The organism is Brevibacterium linens, from assembly GCF_003999335.1.
Lineage (GTDB): Bacteria > Actinomycetota > Actinomycetes > Actinomycetales > Brevibacteriaceae > Brevibacterium > Brevibacterium linens.
The window spans coordinates 959267-981285 of sequence record NZ_CP026734.1 but is presented as its reverse complement, the minus strand read 5'-3'; the positions used below and the strand labels follow the sequence as shown (position 1 = coordinate 981285).

19 protein-coding genes and 1 tRNA gene are annotated in these 22019 nt (G+C 64.2%); 11 read left to right on the top strand and 9 right to left on the bottom strand.

The window, feature by feature from the left end; all coding sequences use genetic code 11:
- Positions 1-316: 316 nt before the first annotated feature.
- The 7 genes from CXR29_RS04180 (at position 317) to CXR29_RS04150 (ending at position 6129) form a co-directional block, all read left to right on the top strand.
- Positions 317-1687 carry a protein rep gene (locus CXR29_RS04180; protein ID WP_127363985.1) on the top strand — a complete coding sequence of 457 codons (1371 nt, stop codon included), beginning with the start codon at positions 317-319 and terminating at the stop codon, positions 1685-1687.
- 62 nt (positions 1688-1749) lie between these two features.
- Positions 1750-2109, top strand: coding sequence for a hypothetical protein (locus tag CXR29_RS04175; RefSeq protein ID WP_127363984.1), 360 nt, complete (start codon positions 1750-1752; stop codon positions 2107-2109).
- On the top strand, positions 2102-2404 hold the full coding sequence (locus CXR29_RS04170) for a hypothetical protein (protein ID WP_127363983.1): 303 nt from the start codon (positions 2102-2104) through the stop codon (positions 2402-2404). The genes CXR29_RS04175 and CXR29_RS04170 overlap by 8 nt, the downstream gene beginning before the upstream one ends.
- Before the next feature lie 383 nt (positions 2405-2787).
- On the top strand, positions 2788-3081 hold the full coding sequence (locus CXR29_RS04165) for a hypothetical protein (RefSeq protein WP_127363982.1): 294 nt from the start codon (positions 2788-2790) through the stop codon (positions 3079-3081).
- An 83-nt stretch (positions 3082-3164) separates the two neighbouring features.
- Entirely contained in the window at positions 3165-4568 is a 1404-nt protein-coding gene (locus CXR29_RS04160; protein ID WP_127363981.1) for a hypothetical protein, read from the top strand.
- A 257-nt stretch (positions 4569-4825) separates the two neighbouring features.
- On the top strand, positions 4826-5017 hold the full coding sequence (locus CXR29_RS18000; protein WP_127365260.1) for a helix-turn-helix transcriptional regulator: 192 nt from the start codon (positions 4826-4828) through the stop codon (positions 5015-5017).
- A 2-nt stretch (positions 5018-5019) separates the two neighbouring features.
- Entirely contained in the window at positions 5020-6129 is a 1110-nt protein-coding gene (locus CXR29_RS04150) for a tyrosine-type recombinase/integrase (protein ID WP_127363980.1), read from the top strand.
- An 8-nt stretch (positions 6130-6137) separates the two neighbouring features.
- Here CXR29_RS04150 and CXR29_RS04145 read toward each other — a convergent pair.
- Positions 6138-6210 (bottom strand) — tRNA-Thr (locus CXR29_RS04145).
- A 211-nt stretch (positions 6211-6421) separates the two neighbouring features.
- Between CXR29_RS04145 and CXR29_RS04140 the strand changes: the two genes are divergently transcribed.
- On the top strand, positions 6422-7540 hold the full coding sequence (locus tag CXR29_RS04140; protein ID WP_101594347.1) for a M20/M25/M40 family metallo-hydrolase: 1119 nt from the start codon (positions 6422-6424) through the stop codon (positions 7538-7540).
- A 40-nt stretch (positions 7541-7580) separates the two neighbouring features.
- On the opposite strand, the gene CXR29_RS04135 is transcribed toward CXR29_RS04140, so the two are convergent.
- Positions 7581-8738 carry a DNA polymerase III subunit delta' gene (locus CXR29_RS04135; protein WP_062244797.1) on the bottom strand — a complete coding sequence of 386 codons (1158 nt, stop codon included), beginning with the start codon at positions 8736-8738 and terminating at the stop codon, positions 7581-7583.
- A 1-nt stretch (position 8739) separates the two neighbouring features.
- The gene (gene tmk / locus CXR29_RS04130) at positions 8740-11649 is read right to left on the bottom strand and encodes a dTMP kinase (protein WP_127363979.1); all 2910 of its coding nucleotides are present in this window, start codon (positions 11647-11649) and stop codon (positions 8740-8742) included.
- Positions 11650-11758: 109 nt separating this feature from the next.
- Here tmk and CXR29_RS04125 point away from each other — a divergent pair, with 109 nt between their 5' ends.
- A complete protein-coding gene (locus CXR29_RS04125) occupies positions 11759-12514 on the top strand; it encodes a lipoate--protein ligase family protein (protein WP_240812180.1) in 756 nt (251 codons plus the stop codon).
- Positions 12515-12523: 9 nt separating this feature from the next.
- Entirely contained in the window at positions 12524-13018 is a 495-nt protein-coding gene (locus tag CXR29_RS04120) for a GNAT family N-acetyltransferase (protein WP_101555793.1), read from the top strand.
- Between the two features lie 191 nt (positions 13019-13209).
- Here the strand turns inward: CXR29_RS04120 and topA are convergent, their stop codons facing one another.
- Both topA and CXR29_RS04110 read right to left on the bottom strand, forming a co-directional pair.
- A complete protein-coding gene (gene topA, locus CXR29_RS04115; RefSeq protein ID WP_127363978.1) occupies positions 13210-16092 on the bottom strand; it encodes a type I DNA topoisomerase in 2883 nt (960 codons plus the stop codon).
- A 168-nt stretch (positions 16093-16260) separates the two neighbouring features.
- The gene (locus tag CXR29_RS04110) at positions 16261-17919 is read right to left on the bottom strand and encodes a methyltransferase (protein ID WP_241241585.1); all 1659 of its coding nucleotides are present in this window, start codon (positions 17917-17919) and stop codon (positions 16261-16263) included.
- Positions 17920-17953: 34 nt separating this feature from the next.
- On the opposite strand from CXR29_RS04110, the gene CXR29_RS04105 reads away from it, so the two are divergent.
- Positions 17954-20230, top strand: a complete 2277-nt coding sequence (locus CXR29_RS04105; protein ID WP_101594353.1) for a DEAD/DEAH box helicase — start codon at positions 17954-17956, stop codon at positions 20228-20230.
- A gap of 8 nt (positions 20231-20238) precedes the next feature.
- Here CXR29_RS04105 and CXR29_RS04100 read toward each other — a convergent pair whose 3' ends face one another.
- The 4 genes from CXR29_RS04100 to CXR29_RS04085 all read right to left on the bottom strand — a co-directional run bounded on the left by CXR29_RS04100 (position 20239) and on the right by CXR29_RS04085 (position 21981).
- Positions 20239-20556, bottom strand: a complete 318-nt coding sequence (locus tag CXR29_RS04100) for an Rv3654c family TadE-like protein (protein WP_101594355.1) — start codon at positions 20554-20556, stop codon at positions 20239-20241.
- Positions 20553-20939 (bottom strand): TadE family protein, encoded by a 387-nt coding sequence (locus tag CXR29_RS04095; protein ID WP_025778065.1) that lies wholly within the window; start codon positions 20937-20939, stop codon positions 20553-20555. Before CXR29_RS04095 ends, CXR29_RS04100 begins: the two co-directional genes overlap by 4 nt.
- A gap of 6 nt (positions 20940-20945) precedes the next feature.
- Positions 20946-21191 carry a DUF4244 domain-containing protein gene (locus tag CXR29_RS04090; RefSeq protein WP_101594357.1) on the bottom strand — a complete coding sequence of 82 codons (246 nt, stop codon included), beginning with the start codon at positions 21189-21191 and terminating at the stop codon, positions 20946-20948.
- Positions 21192-21378: 187 nt separating this feature from the next.
- Positions 21379-21981 carry a GNAT family N-acetyltransferase gene (locus CXR29_RS04085; RefSeq protein WP_101555788.1) on the bottom strand — a complete coding sequence of 201 codons (603 nt, stop codon included), beginning with the start codon at positions 21979-21981 and terminating at the stop codon, positions 21379-21381.
- Between the last annotated feature and the right edge of the window lie 38 nt (positions 21982-22019).

Here is a 22019-nt window from a genome sequence, read left to right as displayed (position 1 = left end):
CTTCAGCAGTCCCTGCCAGTAACGGAAACACCCCAGGCCATTGACCTGGGGTGATGTTGCCGAGCCGCCTGCGGGAATCGAACCCGCGACCTATTCATTACGAGGGCGGCGACTGCCAGATAAGTAGCGGTTTCGGCAGTTCCAATCGTTGCAAGGCAAAGCCCCGAGACCGCTGGTTTCGATCTCGGGGCACGCCGGGGGCACAAGCCCCAGCACCTACAGATGAATGCAGTCATCTGCACAGAATCACTATAGCCAGGAGCACGGACACCGCCGGTCTGCCTGGTCGGAAAACAGCCGTACCGGTCGGGTTTCTGTGGCCGAAGGCCACGGCGGCGATGCGGCAAGCCTCGGAGCGCGAGCACGGACGAAGTCCGCGCGCAGCAGCGACGAAGGCGCAGCGGCAGAGCCGCCCTTGGTACATAGCGAACATCGTTTCGACACCGGCAAACGGCCAACACCTGACGGGCTGCGTCGATCGCGGTTCATGCGTCGGTCTCAATCCTCAAAGTGGCTGATTGCTGATGCAGTGGACTCTTCGACCATCGAGGAGCTGGGTGACGGCTTGTTCGTGGATACGGAGAGCGGGGAGGTGCTGGAGTCGGATTGGGTGCGTCCGCCTCGTCCGGCTCGGTGCGGTTGGCGGATAGGTGAGAACGTATCCGTGCATTCGGATGGTCAGTTCGCGCATTTTTCGGGGACGGAGCGCTGCGGATCGATTCACGCCTGCCCGATCTGCTCGGCGGTGATCCGGGCGGAGCGTGCTCGTGAGATTTCGCAGGCGGTGGAGGCGCATCAGGCGGCTGGCGGGTCGATTCTGTTCGTGACTCTGACGATCCGTCATGATCGGACCGATCCGCTGAAGCAGAGCATGGATGCCGTTCTCGGTTCGTGGCGGAAGCTGCTGCAGGGAAGCGCGTGGGTTGGTTCAAAGTCCACGCAGGGCGCACAGGATCGGTACCGAGTCTCAGGCTACATCCGCAGCACCGAAGTGACCTATGGGTCGAATGGCTGGCATCCGCACATTCACGCTCTGTTCTTCACCGATGACAAGCTGTCTGACACTGAGGTGGCGGCGTTCGGGGATGAGCTGCATACCCGTTGGGCGCGGTTCGCGCACAAGGCGACCGGGAAGCTACCGACTCGTGAGCATGGGACCGATGTGCAGCGGGTCGATGAGGATGGTCAGGTGCTGGGCCGCTATCTCGCGAAGCTGCAGGAGGCCGAGGGGAAGAGCAAGACGGAGAAGTGGGATGCCTCGGCTGAGCTTGCTCGGGCTGATGTGAAGCGGGGCCGTGGTGACAACTTCGTGCCGTTCGAGCTGCTGGACTCGGATCACCCAATGCCCCTCCCCCAGCGTCGCCGGCTGTGGGTGGACTACTACGAGGGGACGAAGGGCCGGCGGGCGATCACCTGGTCTCGCGGGTTGAAGGCTCGTTATGAAGTGGGCGAGAAGACGGACCAGGAGGTGATAGAGGAGACCGAGGCTGCGCCGGTCCAGTGGGTGGCTGACGGGAGTTCGTATGACGCGCTGCGACGGTCTGACCCGGAGTTACTGGCGCTGGCCCTCGATGCGGCTGCGGGTGAGAACTGGGAGGTCGTAAAGGCTCTTCTGCCTGGTCATGAGCCACCACCAGGTGCGGTTGATGGGACAGGCGACAGGCTCGCCTGGGAACTCTATAAGTAGGTCTTGTTTCTGCTGCCCATATTGGGTAGACTGGATTTACCAACGAGGAAAGGAGCGGGGCGATGACTACGAACAGCGTGGCAAGCAACGCAGAGATGGGAGCGCTGGCGAGTGTGCTACTGAAGCGGGCCATGAATGAGGACGGGATTGTTGATCCTTCGGTCGTGGTGGCGCTGCTTCTGGTGGTGGAGCACGCTACAGGTTTGACGGAAGATTTTACTGCGGTCAATGTTGCGCGGCTGGTACGCGAAACAACGATGTCAGCGAATACGTTCCGTCGTGCTCTTGCAAGGTCGGAATCTTTGGGCCTTATCGACCGTGAACGGGGCGTGGAGGCTGGGCGTCCAAGAGGGTATGTGCGAATCAGCTCATCTGTGATGACTGAGGTCCGACGGAAGTTGAGCGGAGAAGATCATGACTGACATCGACGCGTTCATTGAGGTGTCTGAACGGAACCGAACGAGGGACGAAGCTGTTTTCGACCGGCTGGTGGCTCGATGCGGTGTTGGCAGTAGCGAACCTGTATCAGTGAGTGTTAGCGCCATTGCTAAGGAGGCCGGATTGAAGTACGGCAAGACTCGCGCTTCGGTACGTCGGCTCGCCGCTGGTGGGTATGTCGAACTTGTGGCTCGTGGCGATGAGGATGCTCATGGCAATGCAATAAGGGTTGTTCGCGAGTTGAACGATCTTCCTAATCTCGATGATTTCGAACTGTGAAAGAGGAGCGATCACGATGCAGAGAATGATTCTTAGCGAGACCAATAACGGAAGCTTTCAGGTGATCAGTGTGACCCCGCGCGTCGATAGAGATGGGGTGCAGCGCTCGGATCGGGAGCAGGTTCCTCAGTGGGAGCTTGAGACGCTCCACCGTCCCGCTGACGGGGGTTCGGCTGAGGTCGTCAAGGTGCGCGTGGCGTCTGCGACTGAGCCGTCGATCCCGCCGATGACTGAGGTCAGGTTCGGCGGCTTCGAGGCCTTCTTCTGGCAGATGGGCGATAGGGCAGGCGTCTCGCTTAGTTGTGCGAGTGTCGAGCCGGTTAGTGCTGCTACTGGAAAGCCTCAGACTGCGCCGGAAAGCTCGAAGGGACGGAGTGAGTGAAATGGGTTGGATTGAGTGGCCCCCTGTGTCGGGGTTCGATCTGCTCGGTTCACTATTCAACTCGTGGTGGGCTTGGCAGCTCGTGGGCCTCGGCGCCCTCGCCGCGATTCTGGCAATGCTTTTGCTTTACGGCCTGTTTGCTCTTGGCCGTGATCGCGGTCAGGCGTTCGAACGCCGTGTTATGCAGGAAGTTCAGGAGCGAGAGGCAGGTCATCAGCCTGGTAAGCACGCCTGCCCCTCGCCGGAGGCCCATCACACCGAGCAGCTTCAAGATGCACGTGGTGATGTGCCGTGACGATTCTACGTGGTCTTGCTGGTTGGGCAGCTTGGGCGGCTCGCGGCCTGGTTGCCGGTGTCCTCGTTGGGATCATCGTTGGATTGACCGACTCGACGCTGCTGCACGGCGTTCTCTGGGTTGGCTGGCTCATTGGCGGCGCTGTGGCCTTGCCGATGCGGCAGCTGCTGCGCGTGCTGTTCGTCGGTCGGCGGTCGGGTGTCTCATTCGGAGTGGCTCGGGCTTCGGTTCAGGTCACGACTTTGTGGCCGTACATCTCGTGGCGGTCAGGTCATGGACAGTCAGAGGATGAAGTTCGAAAGGCGCGACTCGAAAGGAACCCGAACCTCACCGAGGAGGACGATCATTCGTGGAGTGACCTTGCTCGGTGGAGTCTGTATGTAGTTGGCCTGTTGCCACGACACCGCACAGAAAGATTCTTCGATGTTCCTCGCCTCGTCTCGGCGTCGGCAACGGCTGCGGGTATGACGTTGCGGGTACGTCGTGCCAAGGCTGGAACGACGGCAGAGGACGTGGGATCGATTGAATCAGTTCAGCGATTCGCGCAGACATTGAGAGAGGTCACTGGCGCATGGTCGCTGTTGCTGAGGTCCGAGGTGGATGGTCCTTATACAGTGCTCCGTGTGCTCTGGTCGGACCCTCTGCAAGGGTCACGTACTTCAGTCGAGCCGTCCGCTGATCAGTCGCCGGTCCGGATTGGTGTCGATGAGTTTGGTTCCGATGTGTGGTGGGATCCATTTGAGGCTACGCACACAGCCGTTCAAGGCATGACCCGCAGCGGGAAGTCAGTTCAGGAGTATACGCGGCTGTCTGGCCTGGCTGGGCGTACCGCTGTTGAGGTGTGCGGTTTGGACCCAACCGGGGTACTGCTGGGGCCTTTCGTGGCTGCTGGCGGTCGGGCTGCTGTGCCTGCGACAGCGGGTGAAAGTCCAACGTTTGCTCACTTTCTCGATGTTCTCAATTCCATCGTCTCAGAGATGGATCGACGGACAATGCAGCTCGCTGCCAACGGCATAGACAAGCTGGGGCCGGGTGACTTCTCGGCTGAATTGCCGTGCATGGTGGTGGTACTGGAGGAATGGCCGGGAATCATTCGGGCTGCGGCTGCGGAGGATGTAACAAAAGAGCGCAAGTCTGCTGAGCGTGTTGGTCCGAAGATCGAAGCCGGTGTTGCTCGGCTACTTGCAGAGGGTGCTAAGAGTGGCGTTCGTGTGCTGCTGCTCGGGCAGCGACTTTCGGCAAAGTCGTTGGACACGGATAGCCGGAGCAATTTCGGGGTTCGGCATACTCTGCGGGTCGACAACGCTGATGCCGTAGGGATGCTCCACGATCATGCTTCGGAGTGGGCACCAATCGTCGCTGCTTTCGAACCTGGCCAGGGACTCATCGAGCGTCCCGGGATGGGTCAGCGCCGTTACCGGGCTGATTTCACTAGCTACGACACGTACCTGAGGAGGGTGAAGGAAAGTGTTGCTGAACATGCATGAAAGCAATTTCGAGTACACACCCATTTCGCATTTGGAAGCTGGGGACATGGTTGCTGCACTCCGTGAGTGGGCGGACTGTGTGGTGGATGAGGAAGACCGGGAGCGGGTCGGGAAGCTGCTACGCAAGTGCGAATCGTCCCTCGACATGGTGCTTGTGTCACGTCATGCATCAATAGCCTCGGAGCGAGGAACGAGCTTCGAGGGTGCCCCCGCGCCGGGCAGGCGTAGCGGATCGCAAGATTTAAGGATTGGTCGATATGGAGTCGCAAATAATGGACCGGCTACTGACGGCACGTGATGTGGCTGAGTGGTTGGCCACGAGTCCTGCAACCCTCTGCCGGTGGCGACAATCGGGAAAGGGACCACGTTGGGTCGCATTGGGTGATTCGAGTCCTCGCTATCGTCGTGAGGACGTCGAGGTTTGGCTTGAAGAACAGGCGAGCTGCTGAGTATGGCTGTTCGCAAAGAGCCTTCAGGTCGCTGGCGTGCGGTCGTGAAGCAAGGACGGCGGTATGTCGATGGAGCCACATTTAATACCCAGCGTGAGGCCAAGGCCTGGGAACAGCGCCAGAAGGCCGCACTAGCCGGTGGAGTCGATCTGTCTGCTCGAAAGCAATCGGTGAGTTCGCTTCTTTCTCCGTGGTTGGAGGAACGCACACAGACTGTCGCGGCAACTACAGCACATACTGACGCGGCAATGGTGCAACGACTGCCCGGAGCATTTACAGCTCGCGCCGTTGGCTCGGTTACCGACAGGGACGTGCAACGAGTACTCAACGGCTGGTCGGTCAAATATGCCGAGGCGAGTGTTCGCCGGTTTCGAGCTAGCCTCGCCAGCTTCTTTGGCTGGTGCGTCGCCGAACGTTGCATCGTCGCGAATCCGGTCAATGGTAGTCAGGTGCCACGTAAGGATGCCGAACCTGGCCGAATGAAGCCCCTGACTGAGACTGAGTTGGAAGAAGTCGTTTCAGCCATTCGTGTCTACGATGATCGCGCCGCGGACCTGGTGCTCATTGCTGCCTGGACTGGCTTGCGGTGGTCCGAGCTGCGTGCGGTGACCGTTGCAGACTTCTCTCGTGTGCCTGTTCCTGTGTTGGTGGTGCGGAGAGCTGCGCCGGAAGGTGTCGCCGTCAAGACCACGAAAGGTCGACGCGCGCGTACGGTTCCGGTGGCGGATCGCGTCCTGCATCTAGTCGAGACATGTGCTGCTGGCAAGGCCGGAGATGACCCACTTTTCACGTCGGGCACCGGAGCACGGCTACATGCCTCCGGCTTCAAGAAGGCAGCACATTGGTCTCAGACCGCCATGAACCGTCGAATCCACGATCTTCGACACACAGCCATCTGCCTATGGCTCGCCCGTGGTGTGGATGCTGCGACTGTTCAGGCCTGGGCCGGACACGCCTCTATCAGCACAACGAATTTGTATGTTCAGCATCTCGGAACGGTCGCTGACCGAGCCGGATTAGACCGTTTAAACAGCCCGGGGCACACCGGGGCACACATGGAGAGGAGGACGGTGCCAGCAACGGAAACACCCCAGGCCATTGACCTGGGGTGATGTTGCCGAGCCGCCTGCGGGAATCGAACCCGCGACCTATTCATTACGAGTGAATCGCTCTGCCGACTGAGCTAAGGCGGCAACCGAACCAACTTTAGCCAACTTCTCTGCCGGTGGTCAAAACGACGAATGCCATCCTGGACGGTTCCGACAGAGACCTTCGTCACCCCCTCTCCAGCAGGCGAGAACCGAGCACCTGGACCGCCTCAGTGCGGGTGCCGCCGGGGACTCGTCTCGGCACCCGTTAACCTTGAAAGGACAGTTGGTGCACAGACACGAGGGAGAGACATCCATGGCAGAGTTCGACTCCGACGACTTCATGAGCGACTTCCAAGCGCTCATCGAATGCGAGTCGTTCTCCAACGACCTCTCTTCATTGGCCCGCAGCGCCCGGCTCGTCTCGCGCATCGGCACCGGGATGCTCGGTGCCGCGCCTCAGATCATCGAGACCGACGGCCACCCGCATGTGCTGTGGCGCTTCGGCACCGGCCCGCGCAAGGTCGTGCTCATCGGTCACCACGACACTGTCTGGCCCACCGGCACGCTCGCCGACTTCCCGTACTCGGTCAAGGACGGGGTGGTCCGCGGACCCGGCGCCGATGATATGAAGGGCGGACTGCTCATCGCGATCTACGCCTTGGCGAAGGTCCGTGCCGAACTCGGCAGCCTCGATGGTGTCAGCCTCCTCATCACTGCCGATGAGGAACTCGGCTCCCCGGGCTCTCGGCAGATCATCGAAGACGAAGCCCGCGGGGCGAAGGCCGCTCTCGTGTTCGAAAGCGGCGCCGCGCACGGTGCCGTCAAGATCGCTCGCAAAGGAGTGGCGATCTATCAGCTCCACGTCACCGGTCTGGCATCGCACGCCGGAGTCGAACCGGAGAAGGGAATCAACGCCACCATCGAAGTGGCCAACCAGGTCATCGAAATCGCCGCACTGCACAAGCCCGCGGTCGGCACCTCCGTCGTTCCGACCGTGATGACCAGCGGATCGACCACGAACACCGTGCCTGCCAAAGCCGTCGTCGGCATCGACTCCAGAGCAGCCTCGGCGAAAGAGCAGGTGCGCATCGATGACGCTCTGCGTGCGCTGTCGCCCACCGTGGCCGGTGCCAAGATCGAACTCAAGGGTGGCATCAACCGCGCACCGCTCGAAGAGGACATGGCCATGGGCCTCTATGCCCGAGCCCAACGTCTGGCCGGACGACTCGGACATCCACCGCTGCGGTCGGTCGCAGTCGGCGGCGGATCTGACGGCAACTTCACCGCCGGAGTCGGAACACCGACTCTTGATGGTCTCGGCACAGTCGGCGGAGGATCCCACGCCCGCACCGAACATGCTCTGCAGATCTGGATTCCCCGCCGCATCGAACTCACCGCGGCACTCGTCGCAGAGCTCCTCACGGAGAGCTGAGGGGCCTGCTGCTCCCCCAGCAGCTGTCGGGCCCCGGAACTCAGATCGCGCCGGTGCGGTCTTCCTGCAGCCAGGGGTTCGACAGCAGCACGAAGGCTGCTTCGACGATGAGCACCGGCGACATGTTCGTCTGCAGACGCTGGCGAGCCTCGGTGATGGCGTCGATGCGCAGCAGCGTGGTGTCGGGACCATCCCGGTTCGCCTGTTCGGCGATGAGGTCGACTTCGCCCGCGTTGATCCACCCGTCACGGATCCCCAGCTGGTACATGAGGATGTCGCGGTAGAGGCTCATGAGTTCGAGGAAGATCCGGTCGAGCTCATCGTTGCGGGCCCGCACCGAGCGGCGCTTCTGCTCCTCCTCGAGCTTCCTGATCTGCGCTCTGGCCGACGGCGGAATCGTCTTCTCCCCTTCGACACCCAAGGTGGTCAGCAGCTGAGTCCGCTCGGCGGCGTTGCGCTCTTCGACTCGTGACTTCGCGGTTTCGGCAGCGTTGTCGACGATGCGGCCGGCCAAACGGATCGTCGCCCCCACGGAGGTGAGTTTGCCGGGGATCGCGAGAATCTGTTTACGTTCGGCATCAGCCGATTCGTTGAGTGCGAGGTATTTCGCGCGCCCGATGTGGTTCTGGGCCACTGCGGCAGCCCAGTGTGCGCGATCTTCCGAGACGTTGTCGCGCTGCATCAGCAGCTGTGCCACGGCATCCCGAGAGGGGATGCGCAGTCGCACAGGACGACACCGCGACCGGATGGTGGTGAGCACATCGATCGGACTCGGCGCGCACAGCAGCCACACGGTTCCCGGAGGCGGCTCTTCGATGGCTTTGAGCAGCACGTTCGCGGTGCGCTCCATCATCCGGTCGGCATCTTCGATGATGACGACGCGCCATTTCGAGTTCACGGGCGACGCCTGTGCCTTGGACACGAGTTCACGGACCTCTTCGATCGATATGACCGATTTCTGCGTCGACATGATCGTCAGGGACTCGTGATGACCCGACAGCACTCGGGCGGTCACGTCATTCGATTCAGTGCCCCCGGAGATGAGCGCGGCGGCGAAGGCGCGTGCCGCATTCGATCGGCCCGACCCGGGCGGTCCGGTGAACAGCCACGCATGGGTCATCGCCGCCGGGTTGTCGAGCGCATAGCCGAGCTGGGTGATGACGTCATCCTGGCCGACGAGTTCGTCGAAGACGCTCACTTCAGGAATCCTCCCGGTTGGTGAAGCGACGGTTGCTGCGTTCGCGCTGCCGGCGCAAGCGCTCCCGAGCCTGCCGTTCGATCTCGGCCTGAGCCTGCAGTCGTTCACGGCTCATCTCGCGGGAGGTGCGGGCTGGCAGAACCGTGGTCTCGGCGTCCCCGCCGTCGACCGAGTCGCCTGCTGCGTCATCCGTGCCGGTTTCGGCAGGTGGATCGGCACGGTGGACAACGCGAGTTTCGGCGTCTTCGGGGTCGACGCGGTTGACGATCCGAGTCTCAGCATTCTCGTCCGTGGCGATTCGGTCCGTCGGCACCCCATCGGCCTCGTCGCTGTCGTCGACGAGCGCCTCCGAGGCGGTCCCGCTGGCCGGCAGCACCGTGGTCGCCGCGTCCTCGTCGGAACGGTTCGGGGCCTCATCTGAACGATGCGAGCCCTTCGGTTCCAAGAAGGACGGAAGTTCCTCCTCATCGCCTTCCGAATCCCGGTCCGCATTCTCATCCGCGGATGCCGGGGATGCGGAAGCGGCGGAGCGTTCCACATTCGCCGAGGCGGCCGGATCCTCCCGCAGATCGGCCCCGAGGTCGACGCGTTCGGTGGGAACCGCGCCGGAGATCTCGGCCTCGGCGTCGGTGATCGCAGAGGGAACGAACCGATCGCTGGAGGCCGGGACGAAGCGCGGTCCGCGTTCGTGCACCGCATCGTCGATATCGTCGGTGTCTGTTGCATCAGCGGCTGCTTCGCCTATTGCTTCGCTGCCATCGACGGCGTCGTCTTCAGTCTCGCGGGCATCGACCGAGTCTGCAGAGCTGTCGCCGGAGTGGGCGTCGTCGGAACCGTCGTCTGCCTCGGCCGTGCCGTCGTCGGGCACGGTCCCGGCGGCTACGGCAGCGATCGGCACGGAACTGCGTTCCGGACCGTTGTCGGCCTCAGCCGTCGACGTTGAGGCGGGGGCCGCCTCGGTGCCGGTGTCGCGTTTGACCAGCGTCTGCGGAAGGCGGGCGCGGATGGCTGCGAGGATCTGTTCGGTGAGCTCATCGGCGTCGACCGAAGCGTCGAGGACGACGTACCGGTCGAGTTCCTTGTGGGCACGGGACAGGTAGGTCTGGCGCACCCGCTGGTGGAACTGCTGGTTCTCCTGGTCGAGGTAGTTGCTGTCGCCGCGCTTGCCCATCCGCTCGGCGGCGACCTCGGGTTCGATGTCGAGGACGATCGTCAGGTCCGGCACGAGCCCCTGGGTGGCCCACCGGCTGAGCGCGAGGATCGTCTTCTCGTCGAAGCTGCGGCCGGCCGACTGGTAGGCGATCGTCGAATCGATATATCGGTCGGTGATGACGATGTTTCCGGCATCGAGGCTGGGGTCGACCAGGGACGCCACATGGTGGGCACGATCAGCGGCGAAGAGCAGGGCTTCGGTACGCGGGCTCGGCGGATCCGAGTCGAAGAGGACGGAGCGGATCTTCGTGCCCAGTTCGGTGCCGCCGGGTTCGCGAGTGGACTCCACGTGATAGCCGTCATCGGCCAGGGCAGCGGATATGCGTTTGATCTGCGTGGATTTGCCCGAACCGTCTCCGCCTTCGATGGCGATGAAGAATCCGGCGCCGAGGCGTTCGGCCGAGTTTCCGAGTCCGCCGGCCGCGGTCTCGGGCTGCGTGGGCGGCCGGAATCCGTGAACGATGTCGACGGACAGACCCTGCAGTTTATGCGGGTCGAAGGTGAAGAGTCCGATGACTCCGGCGATGAGGGCGGCGATGCCGAAGATGAGGAACGCGACGTCGCTGGGGGCCAGAACCCAGTCGGGGCTCGAGCCGACTTCGACTGTGCCGCCGAGGTCGAGTGCGTTGATCACCAGGGCAAGGCCGGCACCGGCGACGGCACCGTAGCGGCGGGAGAAGTCATAGGGCTGCGCGCGCACGCCGATGCCGACGAGGAACGCGATCGCGGCCGAGAGCACGACTTTGCCGGAGAGTTCGTTGATGCTGCCGGTGGCCAGCAGCAGCACACCGGAGACGAGCAGGGCGAAAGTGGACACGCGCGGACGGGACATTCCGGGAGCGAAGGTCGGACCCATCTCGAATCCGATTGCCCATCCGACGAGACAGCAGGCGATGATGACCGCGAAGCCAGCTTGACCGTAGCCGTGGCCGATCGCCGTCGGCTGAGCGAGCATGAAGGTGGCGCCGAGGACGGCGAAGAGGCCGATGCACACCCACGGATTCGAAATCGATTCGGCGGGGCGGGCCACCCGGGCTTTGAGTTCGGGGAACTGCCCGGTCGTCGCGGACTCCGCGTGCAGGGCGCGTTCGGGGGTGAGGAAGATGATCACGGAACCGGCGGCCATGCCGATGCCCACCAGCAGTGACACCCATCCGAGCGCTTGGGTTCCCGCAGCGGAGCCGCCGAGGATCTGGAAAGCGCAGGAGACGAACACGAGGACGGCCGCGGGAATGCCGACACGGCGCCATGGCTTCTCGTGTCTGAAGGGATTGATGCTCATGAGCAGGCCCACCACGGCGCCGAGGAACAGGGCCGCGACCCAGGTCAGCCAGGCACTGGGAGCGAGGCTGAGGACGACGAGGATGGCGGCTTCGACGATCGCTGAGATCGACAGAGCGGTCTTGCGCACCGCCGGAGGTCGGGAGGCGAACACCTTGGCGGGGATGAAGAGGCCGGCGCAGGAGAGGGTGAAGACGATGAGCAGCGACAGACTGCCCATCTGGTTGTCGAAGCCTCCGGCGCTCAGCGACTCTCCCATAGCGGTGTACGCGCGTCCGCCCACCGTCGCGACGAGGCCGCTGGTTCCTGCCACGACGTAGCTGATCGCGACAAGAACGATCAGGGCACCCCAGGCGGCGGTCTCGGTGACCAGGCGGCCGGGGGCTCCGGGCAGTCGGTGTCCTGTAGTCGTCAACATGCTCACACCCCTACACTATCTGCCCGAACTGACATATCTCTTGGAAACGAGTGCGATCTGCGACAACCCGAACCGGACCGACGTCTGCCGATCCTCTACTCTTGAACTCGTGCACACAGACTCACAGGCGATGACCACGGTGGCCGCAGACGGCTTGGGCCCGGTGGAGGAACTCGCATTCGCCCGCGTCCTTCTCGATTCGGTCAAGGCCGGACGTCGCGGGGCGACTCTGCGGATGTACCGACCGGCCCCGACCCTGGCGTTCGGTGCTCGGGATCGTTTCCTGCCCGGTTTCGCCACCGCCGTCGAAGCGGCCCGGGACCACGGCTTCACGCCTGCACTGCGCAGCCTCGGCGGGCGTGCGGCTGCCTACCACCCGGGATCTCTGGTCATCGATCACATCGAACCGAGTGATTCATTCATCACGAACACCAATGCCCGGTTCGCCGGTTTCGGCCAGGACTATGTCGAGGTGCTGCGGAGGCTGGGCATCGATGCCCGCCTCGGCGAGATTCCCGGCGAATACTGTCCGGGTGAGCACAGCGTCAACGTGGCCGGGCGGATCAAAGCGATCGGCACCGCGCAGCGGGTGGTCTCCGGGGCGTGGCTGTTCTCGTCGTCCGTCGTCGTCGAGGACCCGAATCCGATCCGCGCCGTCCTCACCGACGTCGAAGCCGCCCTCGGCATCGATTGGGATCCGTCCACGGGCGGATCGATCAGCGAGATCCACCCCGAGGTGACGATCGATTCTGTCGCCGAGGCGTTCGCCGCCTACTATTCCGACGCGAATCCGCATACGCCCCTGTCCCCCACCGCAGAGGAGCTGGCCGAGGTGGCCGCCCACGCGGACAAACACCGACTCTGAGGACACACCATGACCGTCACCATTCGTGAAGCAGAGCCGACCGACCTGCCCGACATCCTGCGCCTCGTCCACGCACTGGCCGTCTACGAGAAGGAACCGGACGCGGTCGAGGCCACCGAGGCGGACTTCGCGGCAGTGATGTTCCCCGACGATGGGCACGCGAACACGTTCGGTCTCGTGGCCGAGGCGGACGGCGACGTCATCGGCATTGCGATCTGGTTCCATTCGTTCTCCACCTGGACGGGCAGGAACGGCATCTGGCTCGAGGACCTCTTCGTCGCGCCCGACCATCGCGGTTCGGGAGCCGGGAAGGCGCTGCTCGGTCGGCTGGCGCAGATCTGCCAGGAGCGTGGACTGACTCGGCTCGAATGGTGCGTGCTCAAATGGAACACACCGTCGATCGGTTTCTACGAATCGCTGGGAGCGAAGCCGCAGAACGAGTGGGAGACCTATCGCCTCGACGGCCAGGCGCTCACCGACTTCGCGGAGTCATCGCGCGGCTGACCTCGTCCCTGAGGCACTGCTGACCTCGTCCCAGAAGCACTGGAGTACGTGACCGGTGTCGACCCAACAATCACCGGCCACGGGGTATCACAGGCCACGGGAGAAGAAACGACTTTCGCCACCGGCCCAGACCATCAGGCAGGTGGCGAAAGCAGTGACAGGTGAATGCCTCGGGCTCGACGGCCGTCGACTCAGGGAGTCTTCGGCTTGGCCGTGCTCGTCTTCTTCGCGGCCGTGGTCTTCGTCCCTGTCGACTTCGACGCTGTCGACTTGGCAGCCGTCGTCTTCCTGGCAGCCGTGGTCTTCGTCCCTGTCGACTTCGACGCTGCGGACTTCGTGGTCGTCGACTTCTTCGCGGCAGTGGACTTCGCCGCCGTCGTCTTCTTCGCTGCAGTCGTCTTGGCCGCAGTCGTCTTCTTGGCGGGCGCCTTCTTCGCCGGAGCCTTCTTCTTCGCCGGTCCCTTCGCGCGCTTCTCAGCGAGCAGAGTCGCGGCGCGCTCGAGCGTCACGGCTTCGACGGAGTCGTCCTTGCGCAGAGTCGCGTTCGTCTCGCCATCGGTGACATACGGCCCGAAGCGGCCGTCCTTGACGACGACGGGCTTCTTCGTCTCCGGGTCCTCACCGAGTTCCTTCAGCGGTGCCGCAGCACGACGACCGCCGCGCTGCTTCGGCTCGGAATAGATCTTCAGTGCCTCCTCGAGGGTGATGTTGAAGATCTGCTCCTCATCCGTCAGGGACCGGGAGTCCGTGCCCTTCTTCAGGTACGGTCCGTAGCGGCCGTTCTGTGCGGTGATGTCCGTGCCCTCTTCGTCCTGACCGACCACTCGGGGAAGGCTGAGCAGCTTGAGCGCGGTCTCGAGGTCGATCGAGTTCAGATCCATCGACTTGAACAGCGAACCGGTGCGCGGCTTCGGCTTCTTCGCGCCCCGCTTCGGCTTCTCCGCAGGTTCGGGCAGCACTTCGGAGACATAGGGCCCGAATCGACCGTTCTTCGCCACGATGGTGTGTCCGGTCTCCGGGTCGACACCGAGCTCGCGGTCGCCGTCGCCTTGGGATTCGATGAGTTCGGCCGCCTTCGCCGCCGTCAGCTCATCGGGTGCCAGATCGTCGGGGACGGAGACCCGCTTCGGGTCCTCACCGTCCTTCTCCGAGGCGACCTCAAGGTAGGGACCGTAGCGGCCCACCCGCAGGTTCACACCTTCGCTGATGGCCACGGTGTTGACCTCGCGCGCATCGATATCGCCGAGGTCGTCGACGATTGCTTTGAGTCCCTCTCGGTCCTGACCCTTGTCGCCGAAGTAGAACCCGGCCAGCCAGTCGTTGCGGTCCTCTTCGCCCATCGCGATCCGGTCGAGTTCGGATTCGAGGTCGGCGGTGAACGCGTAGTCGACGAGTCCGGTGAAGTGCTCCTCGAGCAGGCGCACGACGGAGAACGCCAACCAGCTGGGCACCAGTGCGTTGCCGCGAGTGGTCACATAGCCGCGGTCCTGGATGACGGAGATCGTCGCCGCATAGGTCGAGGGACGGCCGATGCCGAGCTCCTCGAGCTGTTTGACGAGGCTGGCCTCGGTGAAACGCGGCGGCGGAGCAGTCGTGTGTCCGTCGGCTTCGGCCTTGACGACCGACAGCGCCTGGCCCTCTTCGACCTGCGGCAGCCGCGACTCCCCGGACTTCGTGTCGTAGCGGGACGCGTCCTGGCCCTCTTCATAGGCGGCGAGGAACCCGCGGAAGGTGATGACGGTGCCGCTGGCGCTGAATCCGGCCTCATGACCATCGGCGAGTGCTGCACTGACCTTGATGGTCGCGGTCTTGCCCTTCGCATCGGCCATCTGGCTGGCGACGGTGCGCTTCCAGATGAGGTCGTAGAGGCGGAACTCATCGCCGTTGAGCTGTTTGGACACCTGTGCCGGGGTGCGGAAGGAGTCACCGGCAGGGCGGATCGCCTCGTGGGCCTCCTGTGCCGATTTCTGCTTGCTCGCGTACTGGCGCGGTGACTGCGGAACGAATTCGGGGCCGTAGAGTTCGGTCACCTGCTTGCGGGCGGCGGCGATGGCCTGACCCGACAGCGCCGAGGAGTCGGTACGCATATAGGTGATGTAGCCGTGCTCGTACAGCGACTGGGCGGTGCGCATCGCCTGACGAGCGCTCATGCGCAGTTTGCGTCCGGCCTCCTGCTGCAGGGTCGAGGTCGTGAACGGCGCGGCCGGGCGGCGGGAGTACGGCTTCGACTCGACCGCGGTCACCGTCAGCGCATCCTTCGCACTGCCGTTGAGCTCTGTGGCCAGAGACTCCGCGCGTACCTGGTCGACGACCGTCGCCGAGGAGTTCTTCAGCTCACCCTTGTCGTTGAAGTCACGACCGGTGGCCACCCGCGACCCGTCGAGGGTGGTGAGGTTCGCGGCGAACGGGTTCGTCCCGTCCGGCAGACCGAGGTCGATGTCGAGGTCCCAGTAGTCGGCGGGCACGAAGGCCATGCGCTCGCGTTCGCGTTCGACGACGAGTCGAGTGGCCACGGACTGGACGCGTCCGGCCGAGAGCCCTGCGCGGATCTTGCGCCACAGCACGGGTGAGACCTCGTAGCCGTAGAGGCGGTCGAGGATGCGGCGGGTCTCCTGCGCGTCGACGAGCGAGGTGTCGATATCGCGGGTGTTCTCCAGGGCACGGTCGATCGCCTCAGGCGTGATCTCGTGGAAGACCATGCGCTTGACCGGGATCTTCGGTTTGAGGACTTCGAGCAGATGCCAGGCGATGGCCTCTCCCTCGCGGTCCTCATCCGTTGCCAGATAGAGTTCGTCGGCGTCTTTGAGCAGACGCTTGAGTTCGGTGACCTTCTTCTTCTTGCCCGGATCGATCCGATAGTAGGGGTCGAAGTTGTTGTCGACGTCGACAGCGAACTTTCCGTACGGCCCCTTCTTCATGTCGGCGGGCAGCTCCGAGGGGGTGGGCAGGTCGCGGATATGACCGACGGAGGCCTCGACGTCGTAACCGTCGCCGAGGTATCCCACAATCGTTCGCGCCTTCGTCGGAGACTCGACGATGACGAGGCGACGGGGCTTCTTCTCGGTTGTGGTCACGCTTTCACATTCCTCTCACGGCATCAGCTGCCCGCTGCAACGGACGATCCGGCCCAATGTAACACTGTTGAACGGACACGTTCCTCATCGACCCTTCCGGCCCGGATGCTGTCCGGACCTCGTCCGGTTTCGGCTCGGACACGGGGTCAACGGTTTCCGATCCTATCCCTATTCCGCCGACGTCCCAGTCGTCGAGCTCCCGACCGAACCGCTGTCGGGCAGCAGTGCACCCGCCGCGCACAGGGCTCTGACCTGGGCCACGAGTTGGTCTTCCAGTGCCGTGGGATCGACCTCGAGAAGCTGGGCCAAGGCCCCGGCCGTCTGTCGCAGGGTCAGCGTCCCGTCCGCGACGGACACGAATCCGGCCAGTGCCGTATCGAGGTCGAAGACCTGCCCGAAGCCGATCCCCTGTTCCAAGGTGATCGAGTTGGGTTCCGGCGCTCCGGGAACGAAATGGCGATGTTCGACGAGGTCGGGTGAGCGGGTGAAAGCGGTTGCGGCGATCTCCTCCGGCCCGGCCGCTGCCAGCCACGACCGGATCGCGATGATCGTGGTGAGGAACTCTGCGAGTCCGTGCGGATTGTTCGCCGGCGCCGAGGTGACTCTGACCCTGGTCTTGAATACTCCCTCGGCCGTCCCCGACGGACCGCGGTCGACGTCCGAGGTGACGTCGCCGATCGCGGGATCTTCGGTACCAATCGTTGGCACATCGTTATCGGACTTCGCCATCAGCACGTACCCGAAGACGACTTCGTCCACAGCTCTGGTGGCGAAGTCGTCGAGCCATGCGGCGACTGCGTCGTTCCAGGCGGTGCTGGCGCGGGGGATCCCGCCGTCGCGGATCCAGGTTTCGGCGTAGGCGATGGGGTCGAGGGCCTCGCGTTCGATGACGAACACCGACGTATCCGCATCGTCGACCCAGGTCTCCGGTCCTTCGTCCGTCCCCGAGGCGGCTTCCCAGTTTCCGAGGCAGACGCTGCGTCCGCCCGGGGTGAGGTTGGCCGGGATCCGGGTGAACAGCTCCCGAACGAGGCGGTCTCCGGTCATTCCGCCGTCCCGGTATTCGAATGTGGTGTCCGTGCTGCGCGGGGTGATGACGAACGGCGGATTCGACACGAGCAGATCCACGGGTTCGTGCAATGGTTCGAGAAGCGAGCCGTGCCGGAATTCGATCGTCGTCACACCGTTGAGTCCGGCCGAGAGTTCGGCCAGTCGCAGGGCTCGGCGGGAGATGTCGGTGGCGATGACCCGCTCGCTGTGGCGGGCCAGCAGCAGAGCTTGGATTCCGCAACCGGTGCCGATGTCGGCGGCCAACCCGACGTGGTCGCGCGGGGTGATCGACACCAGTGTCCGGCCGGCGCCGCCGAGTCCGAGTACGAATTCTCCGTCGAGGACATCCGGTGTGGTCAGGGTGCCGTGGTCGGCTACGAGGTAGAGGTTCTCGTCCCCGGGACGGAAGCCGCGCGGAACACCGACGGGAAGTTCATAGGGGGTCAGGGCGAAGGGGGCGGTCACCTCGTCGTCATCCACGGTGATCAGCCCCGCCTCGGTGGCGGTGTCGAAGGACTCCCCCAGCAGTGCTCGGGCCTGGGCGACCGGGGCTGTGCGGTGGAAGTGGAAGAGCAGCGCCGCGCTGGCCATGGTCCGGTCGGCGGCCGTCGACGACTGGTCCGCCAGCGTCCGGGCGCAGTGGTGGATGGCGGGTGCGGCGTTGTTGCGCAGCAGCGCCTCCGAGGTCGGACCACCCCAGAACTGGCGCAGCCGTGGTTCGGTGTATCCGGAACGGTAGAGGGTCTCGCCCAGGTGGGCCAACGGCAGATCAGTCACAGAAGAATCCTAGCGACTGCGCCATAATTGACTCATGGCCTCCTCTGCTCTTCTCGACATCGTCACCGGCTTCGGTGCCCGGGATGAGCGGATCGTCCATGTCCGCGACATCCCGCAGCGTTTCGAACGGGATGCCGAGTGGCCGGACTGGATCGACGAGGAACTCAAGCACGTATGTCATTCCATCGGCGTCGACGCTCTGTGGCAGCACCAGCTCGAGGCGGCGCAGACGGCCAGGGACGGTTCCGACGTCGTCATCGCCACCCCCACCGCATCGGGCAAGTCTTTGGGATTCTGGCTGCCGGTGCTCGAAGCGATCCAATCGACTCGCGGGAAGCTGCGCTCCGCCTCGGCGATCTATATCGCTCCGACGAAGGCACTGGCCGCCGATCAGCTGGCCAAACTCGAACGGTTCGTCATCCAGGGCATGCGTCCTGCCAGCTATGACGGCGACACCTCGCAGGTCTCGAAGGACTGGGCCAGGCGGCATGCGAACATCGTCTTCACGAACCCCGACATGCTCCACCGGTCGATCCTGCCCCAACACGAGCGCTTCGCCCGGATGTTCAAGAACCTGCGCTTCATCGTCATCGATGAAGCCCACCGGTACCGCGGAGTCTTCGGCTCCCATGTCGCACTCATCCTCCGCCGCCTGCTGCGCATCGCCGCCCACTACGGGGCGGCACCGGTCGTCATCGGAGCGTCGGCGACGATGGCGTATCCGGACGCAGCCTTTGCGAAGCTGACCGGGCGGGCCGCACATGCGGTGACCGAGGATTCGTCCCCGCGCGCAGCCGGCAGCTTCGCCCTGTGGGAGCCTCCCGTGTCTCCCGGCGGGGACCGGCGCAGCGGTCTGGTCGAAGCCGCCGATGTCATCACCGATTCGATGTGCGCCGGTTTTCGGTCGATCACGTTCATCGCCTCCCGCCGAGGCACCGAAGCCCTCGCCCAGACGGTCCGTGACCAGGTGGGGCAGGTGGATGAGACCCTGACCGGCAAGGTCGCCGCCTACCGGGGCGGGTATCTGGCCGAAGAGCGCAGGATGCTCGAGACCGCGCTGCGTTCGGGTCAGCTGCTGGCCGTGGCGTCGACGAATGCGCTGGAGTTGGGCATCGACATCTCCGGGCTCGACCTCGTCATCATCTCCGGCTGGCCGGGAACCCTGGCCTCCCTGTGGCAGCAGGCGGGGCGTGCCGGCAGAGCCGGACAGCGGTGGATGGCCGTGTTCATCGCCCGTGATGATCCGCTTGATACCTTCGTCGTCCATCATCCCGAAGTCATCTTCGACTCCCCCGTCGACGCCGGCGTCATCCATCCGGGCAACCCGCATGTGCTCTCCGGTCACCTGTGTGCGGCCGCCGCCGAGGTGCCTCTGAAGTCGACCGACCTCGTGCACTTCCCGGACAATTCGCCCGCGGTCATCGACGACCTCGTGGAGGCGAAGATGCTGCGGGCACGGCCGACCGGGTGGTTCTGGGCAAAGGACCAACCGGCGGCCGACCTGTCCGATATCCGCGGCGCCGGCGGCGGACAGTTCAGCCTGGTCGAGGCGAGCACCGGCACCCTGCTGGGCACGGTCGACGAATCGGGTGCACATACGGGAGCCCATCCGGGAGCGGTGTACACGCATCAGGGCATCGACTTCACCGTCCTCGATCTCGACCTCGAGGACCGGATCGTTGCCGTCGAACGCGCCGAGGTCGACTACACGACTCAGCCGCGCTCGCAGACCGAGATCTCGATCGTCGACACCGATGCGCAGCGGGTTCTGCCCTCCGGGGTGGCTGTGTGCAGCGGAACCGTCGACGTCATCGATCAGGTCGTGGCCTACCGGATGCGGGCCAAACGCGGTGGAGCGATCATCGCCGAACACGAGCTCGACCTGCCCGAGCGCACGCTGCGGACGAAGGCCGTGTGGTGGACGATTCCGCAGAGCGTCCTCGACGAGGCCGATGTCGTCTCCGGGGACCTGCCCGGAGCCGTCCATGCGGCCGAGCACGCCTCGATCGGTCTGCTGCCGCTCTTCGCCGGCTGTGACCGCTGGGACATCGGCGGCGTGTCGACGGCACTGCATGCCGACACCGGGCTGGCGACGGTGTTCGTCTATGACGGTCTGGCCGGAGGCGCCGGGTTCGCCGAACGCGGCAGCGAGGTCATCGATGAGTGGCTGGGTGCGACCAGGGACGCCATCGCCGCATGCGAGTGCGTCGACGGGTGCCCGTCGTGTGTGCAGTCGCCCAAGTGCGGCAACGGGAACGAACCGCTCGAGAAGGACGCTGCGCTGCGGCTGCTGCGCACCGTACTCAGGTAGCGATCCCCTCATTTCCCGGCGACGGCCTCCTCTTTGACCTTCGGCAGAGGCCCGGGGATGTCGACTTCGATGACGACGTAGGCGGATTGCTCACTCAGCGAGGCACGGCAGTCCTTGAGGTGACCGCCATTGCGAATCGCCACCTCCTTCGCCATCTCACACGGTTCGCCGGTGGCCAGTCCGCGCACGGCGTCCGCGGCGGCGAGCGCCGCCAGGTCCGCGGCGCTCTGCGCCCGACTGTGGGCCACGAAGGCCTGGCCGAGGCTGCCGATGGCGGCGACGAGGACGAGCACGATCGAGCAGAGCCCCACAACGATGTTCGTCATGACGGCCCGGACCTGTCCCCCTCGAATCGCGCAGTGGCATGCGCATCGACGGCGTCGAGGAAGAAGATCGCAGCCGGCAGTTCGATCGTGACGGTCACGACCGAGTATCCGCCGTCGGCTCGGACGCGGACCGAGGAGGACTCACCGGCGTGCTTCTTCGCTTCAGACACGACGGCGGCTCGGGGTTCGCCGCGGGCGATCTCACGGGCCGCGGACCGGGCGGCGTCGAAGGCTCGCAGCTGGGAGAAGCCGACCGCGGCGGCTCCCGTGAGCAGCACGATGAGAAGCACGACAGCCGGCATGACGACGGCGAATTCCGCGGTCGCCGTTCCCGCATCGCGATCCCGACCTCGCTGCCGCTGACGGGAGCCTCCGCGTGCCATGGCGGTTCAGCTTCCCAGACCGAGCGCCGTGGAGATGACCCCGGTGATGAGTTCCTTGATCGGCTCTGATTTGAGGACGACGACGAGCAGTGCGGCGAATCCGCATGCGGCCAGAGTGGTGATCGCATATTCGGCGGTGGTCGCTCCGGTGTCGGAGTCCCAGAACTGATCAATCTCAGTGTGGTCGTCGACCGGTTCGATCTGACCCGTCGGCGGATCCTCGATCTCCGGGGGCGGTGAAGTTGTGGCCATGCTCTCCTCCTTGGCTGAAACCCCGCTTGCACTCTGCGAGCGGACCTTCAGCCTGGGAGTGAGCGCACTGTCGTGTCCAGACTCGGTTTCGCGCCTGTGGAAACGGGTTCTGCATCCACAGGCTCACCTTGGACGAGTGGAGAGGCCGTCCACAGGAATCGGTGTGCGAGTCAGCGCCGCCGGTGCCTCAGGTGTTGCCGGCCCAGTCGTCTCTGAGGATGGCCATGATGACTTCGTCGTGGCGTCGGCCGTTGAAGAACACGGCTTCTCGTCGACGGCCTTCTTCGACGAATCCAGCTTTCGTATAGGAGGCGATTCCGCGGGTGTTGAACGCCCAGGTCTGCAGCTCGATGCGGTTGAGTCCCAGTTGGAGGAACCCGTACTTCACGGCCAGTCGCACCGCGTCCGATCCGTAGCCGCGCCCGTGGAATTCGGGTCCGAGGACGATTGCCAGAGTGGCGGACTGGTTGATGGGGTTGCGCCTGTAGAGGGTGATGTGGCCGACGAATTCTTCTGTTTCGGTCAGCTCGATGCTGAAGCCGACCGCTTCGCTCGATCTGTTCGCGCTCCACTGTGAGAACTGTTCGGATACTCCCCCTTCCGGCCGCGGCAGAACCGTGTGATTCTGCAGGACGACGATCGAGGGATCGAACCACCACTGTTCGAGATAGGGCAGATCATCCTCCCTCAGGGGCCGCAGACGCACGGATCGGCCGACGAAGAGGTTCTCGGCGTAGTCTTCGGCTTGTTCGACAGTGGACAGCTGATTGAAGGGTGTGACCGGTGCCATGTCCCGAGCCTATCGGTCGAGTCTGAAAACCAGGTCAC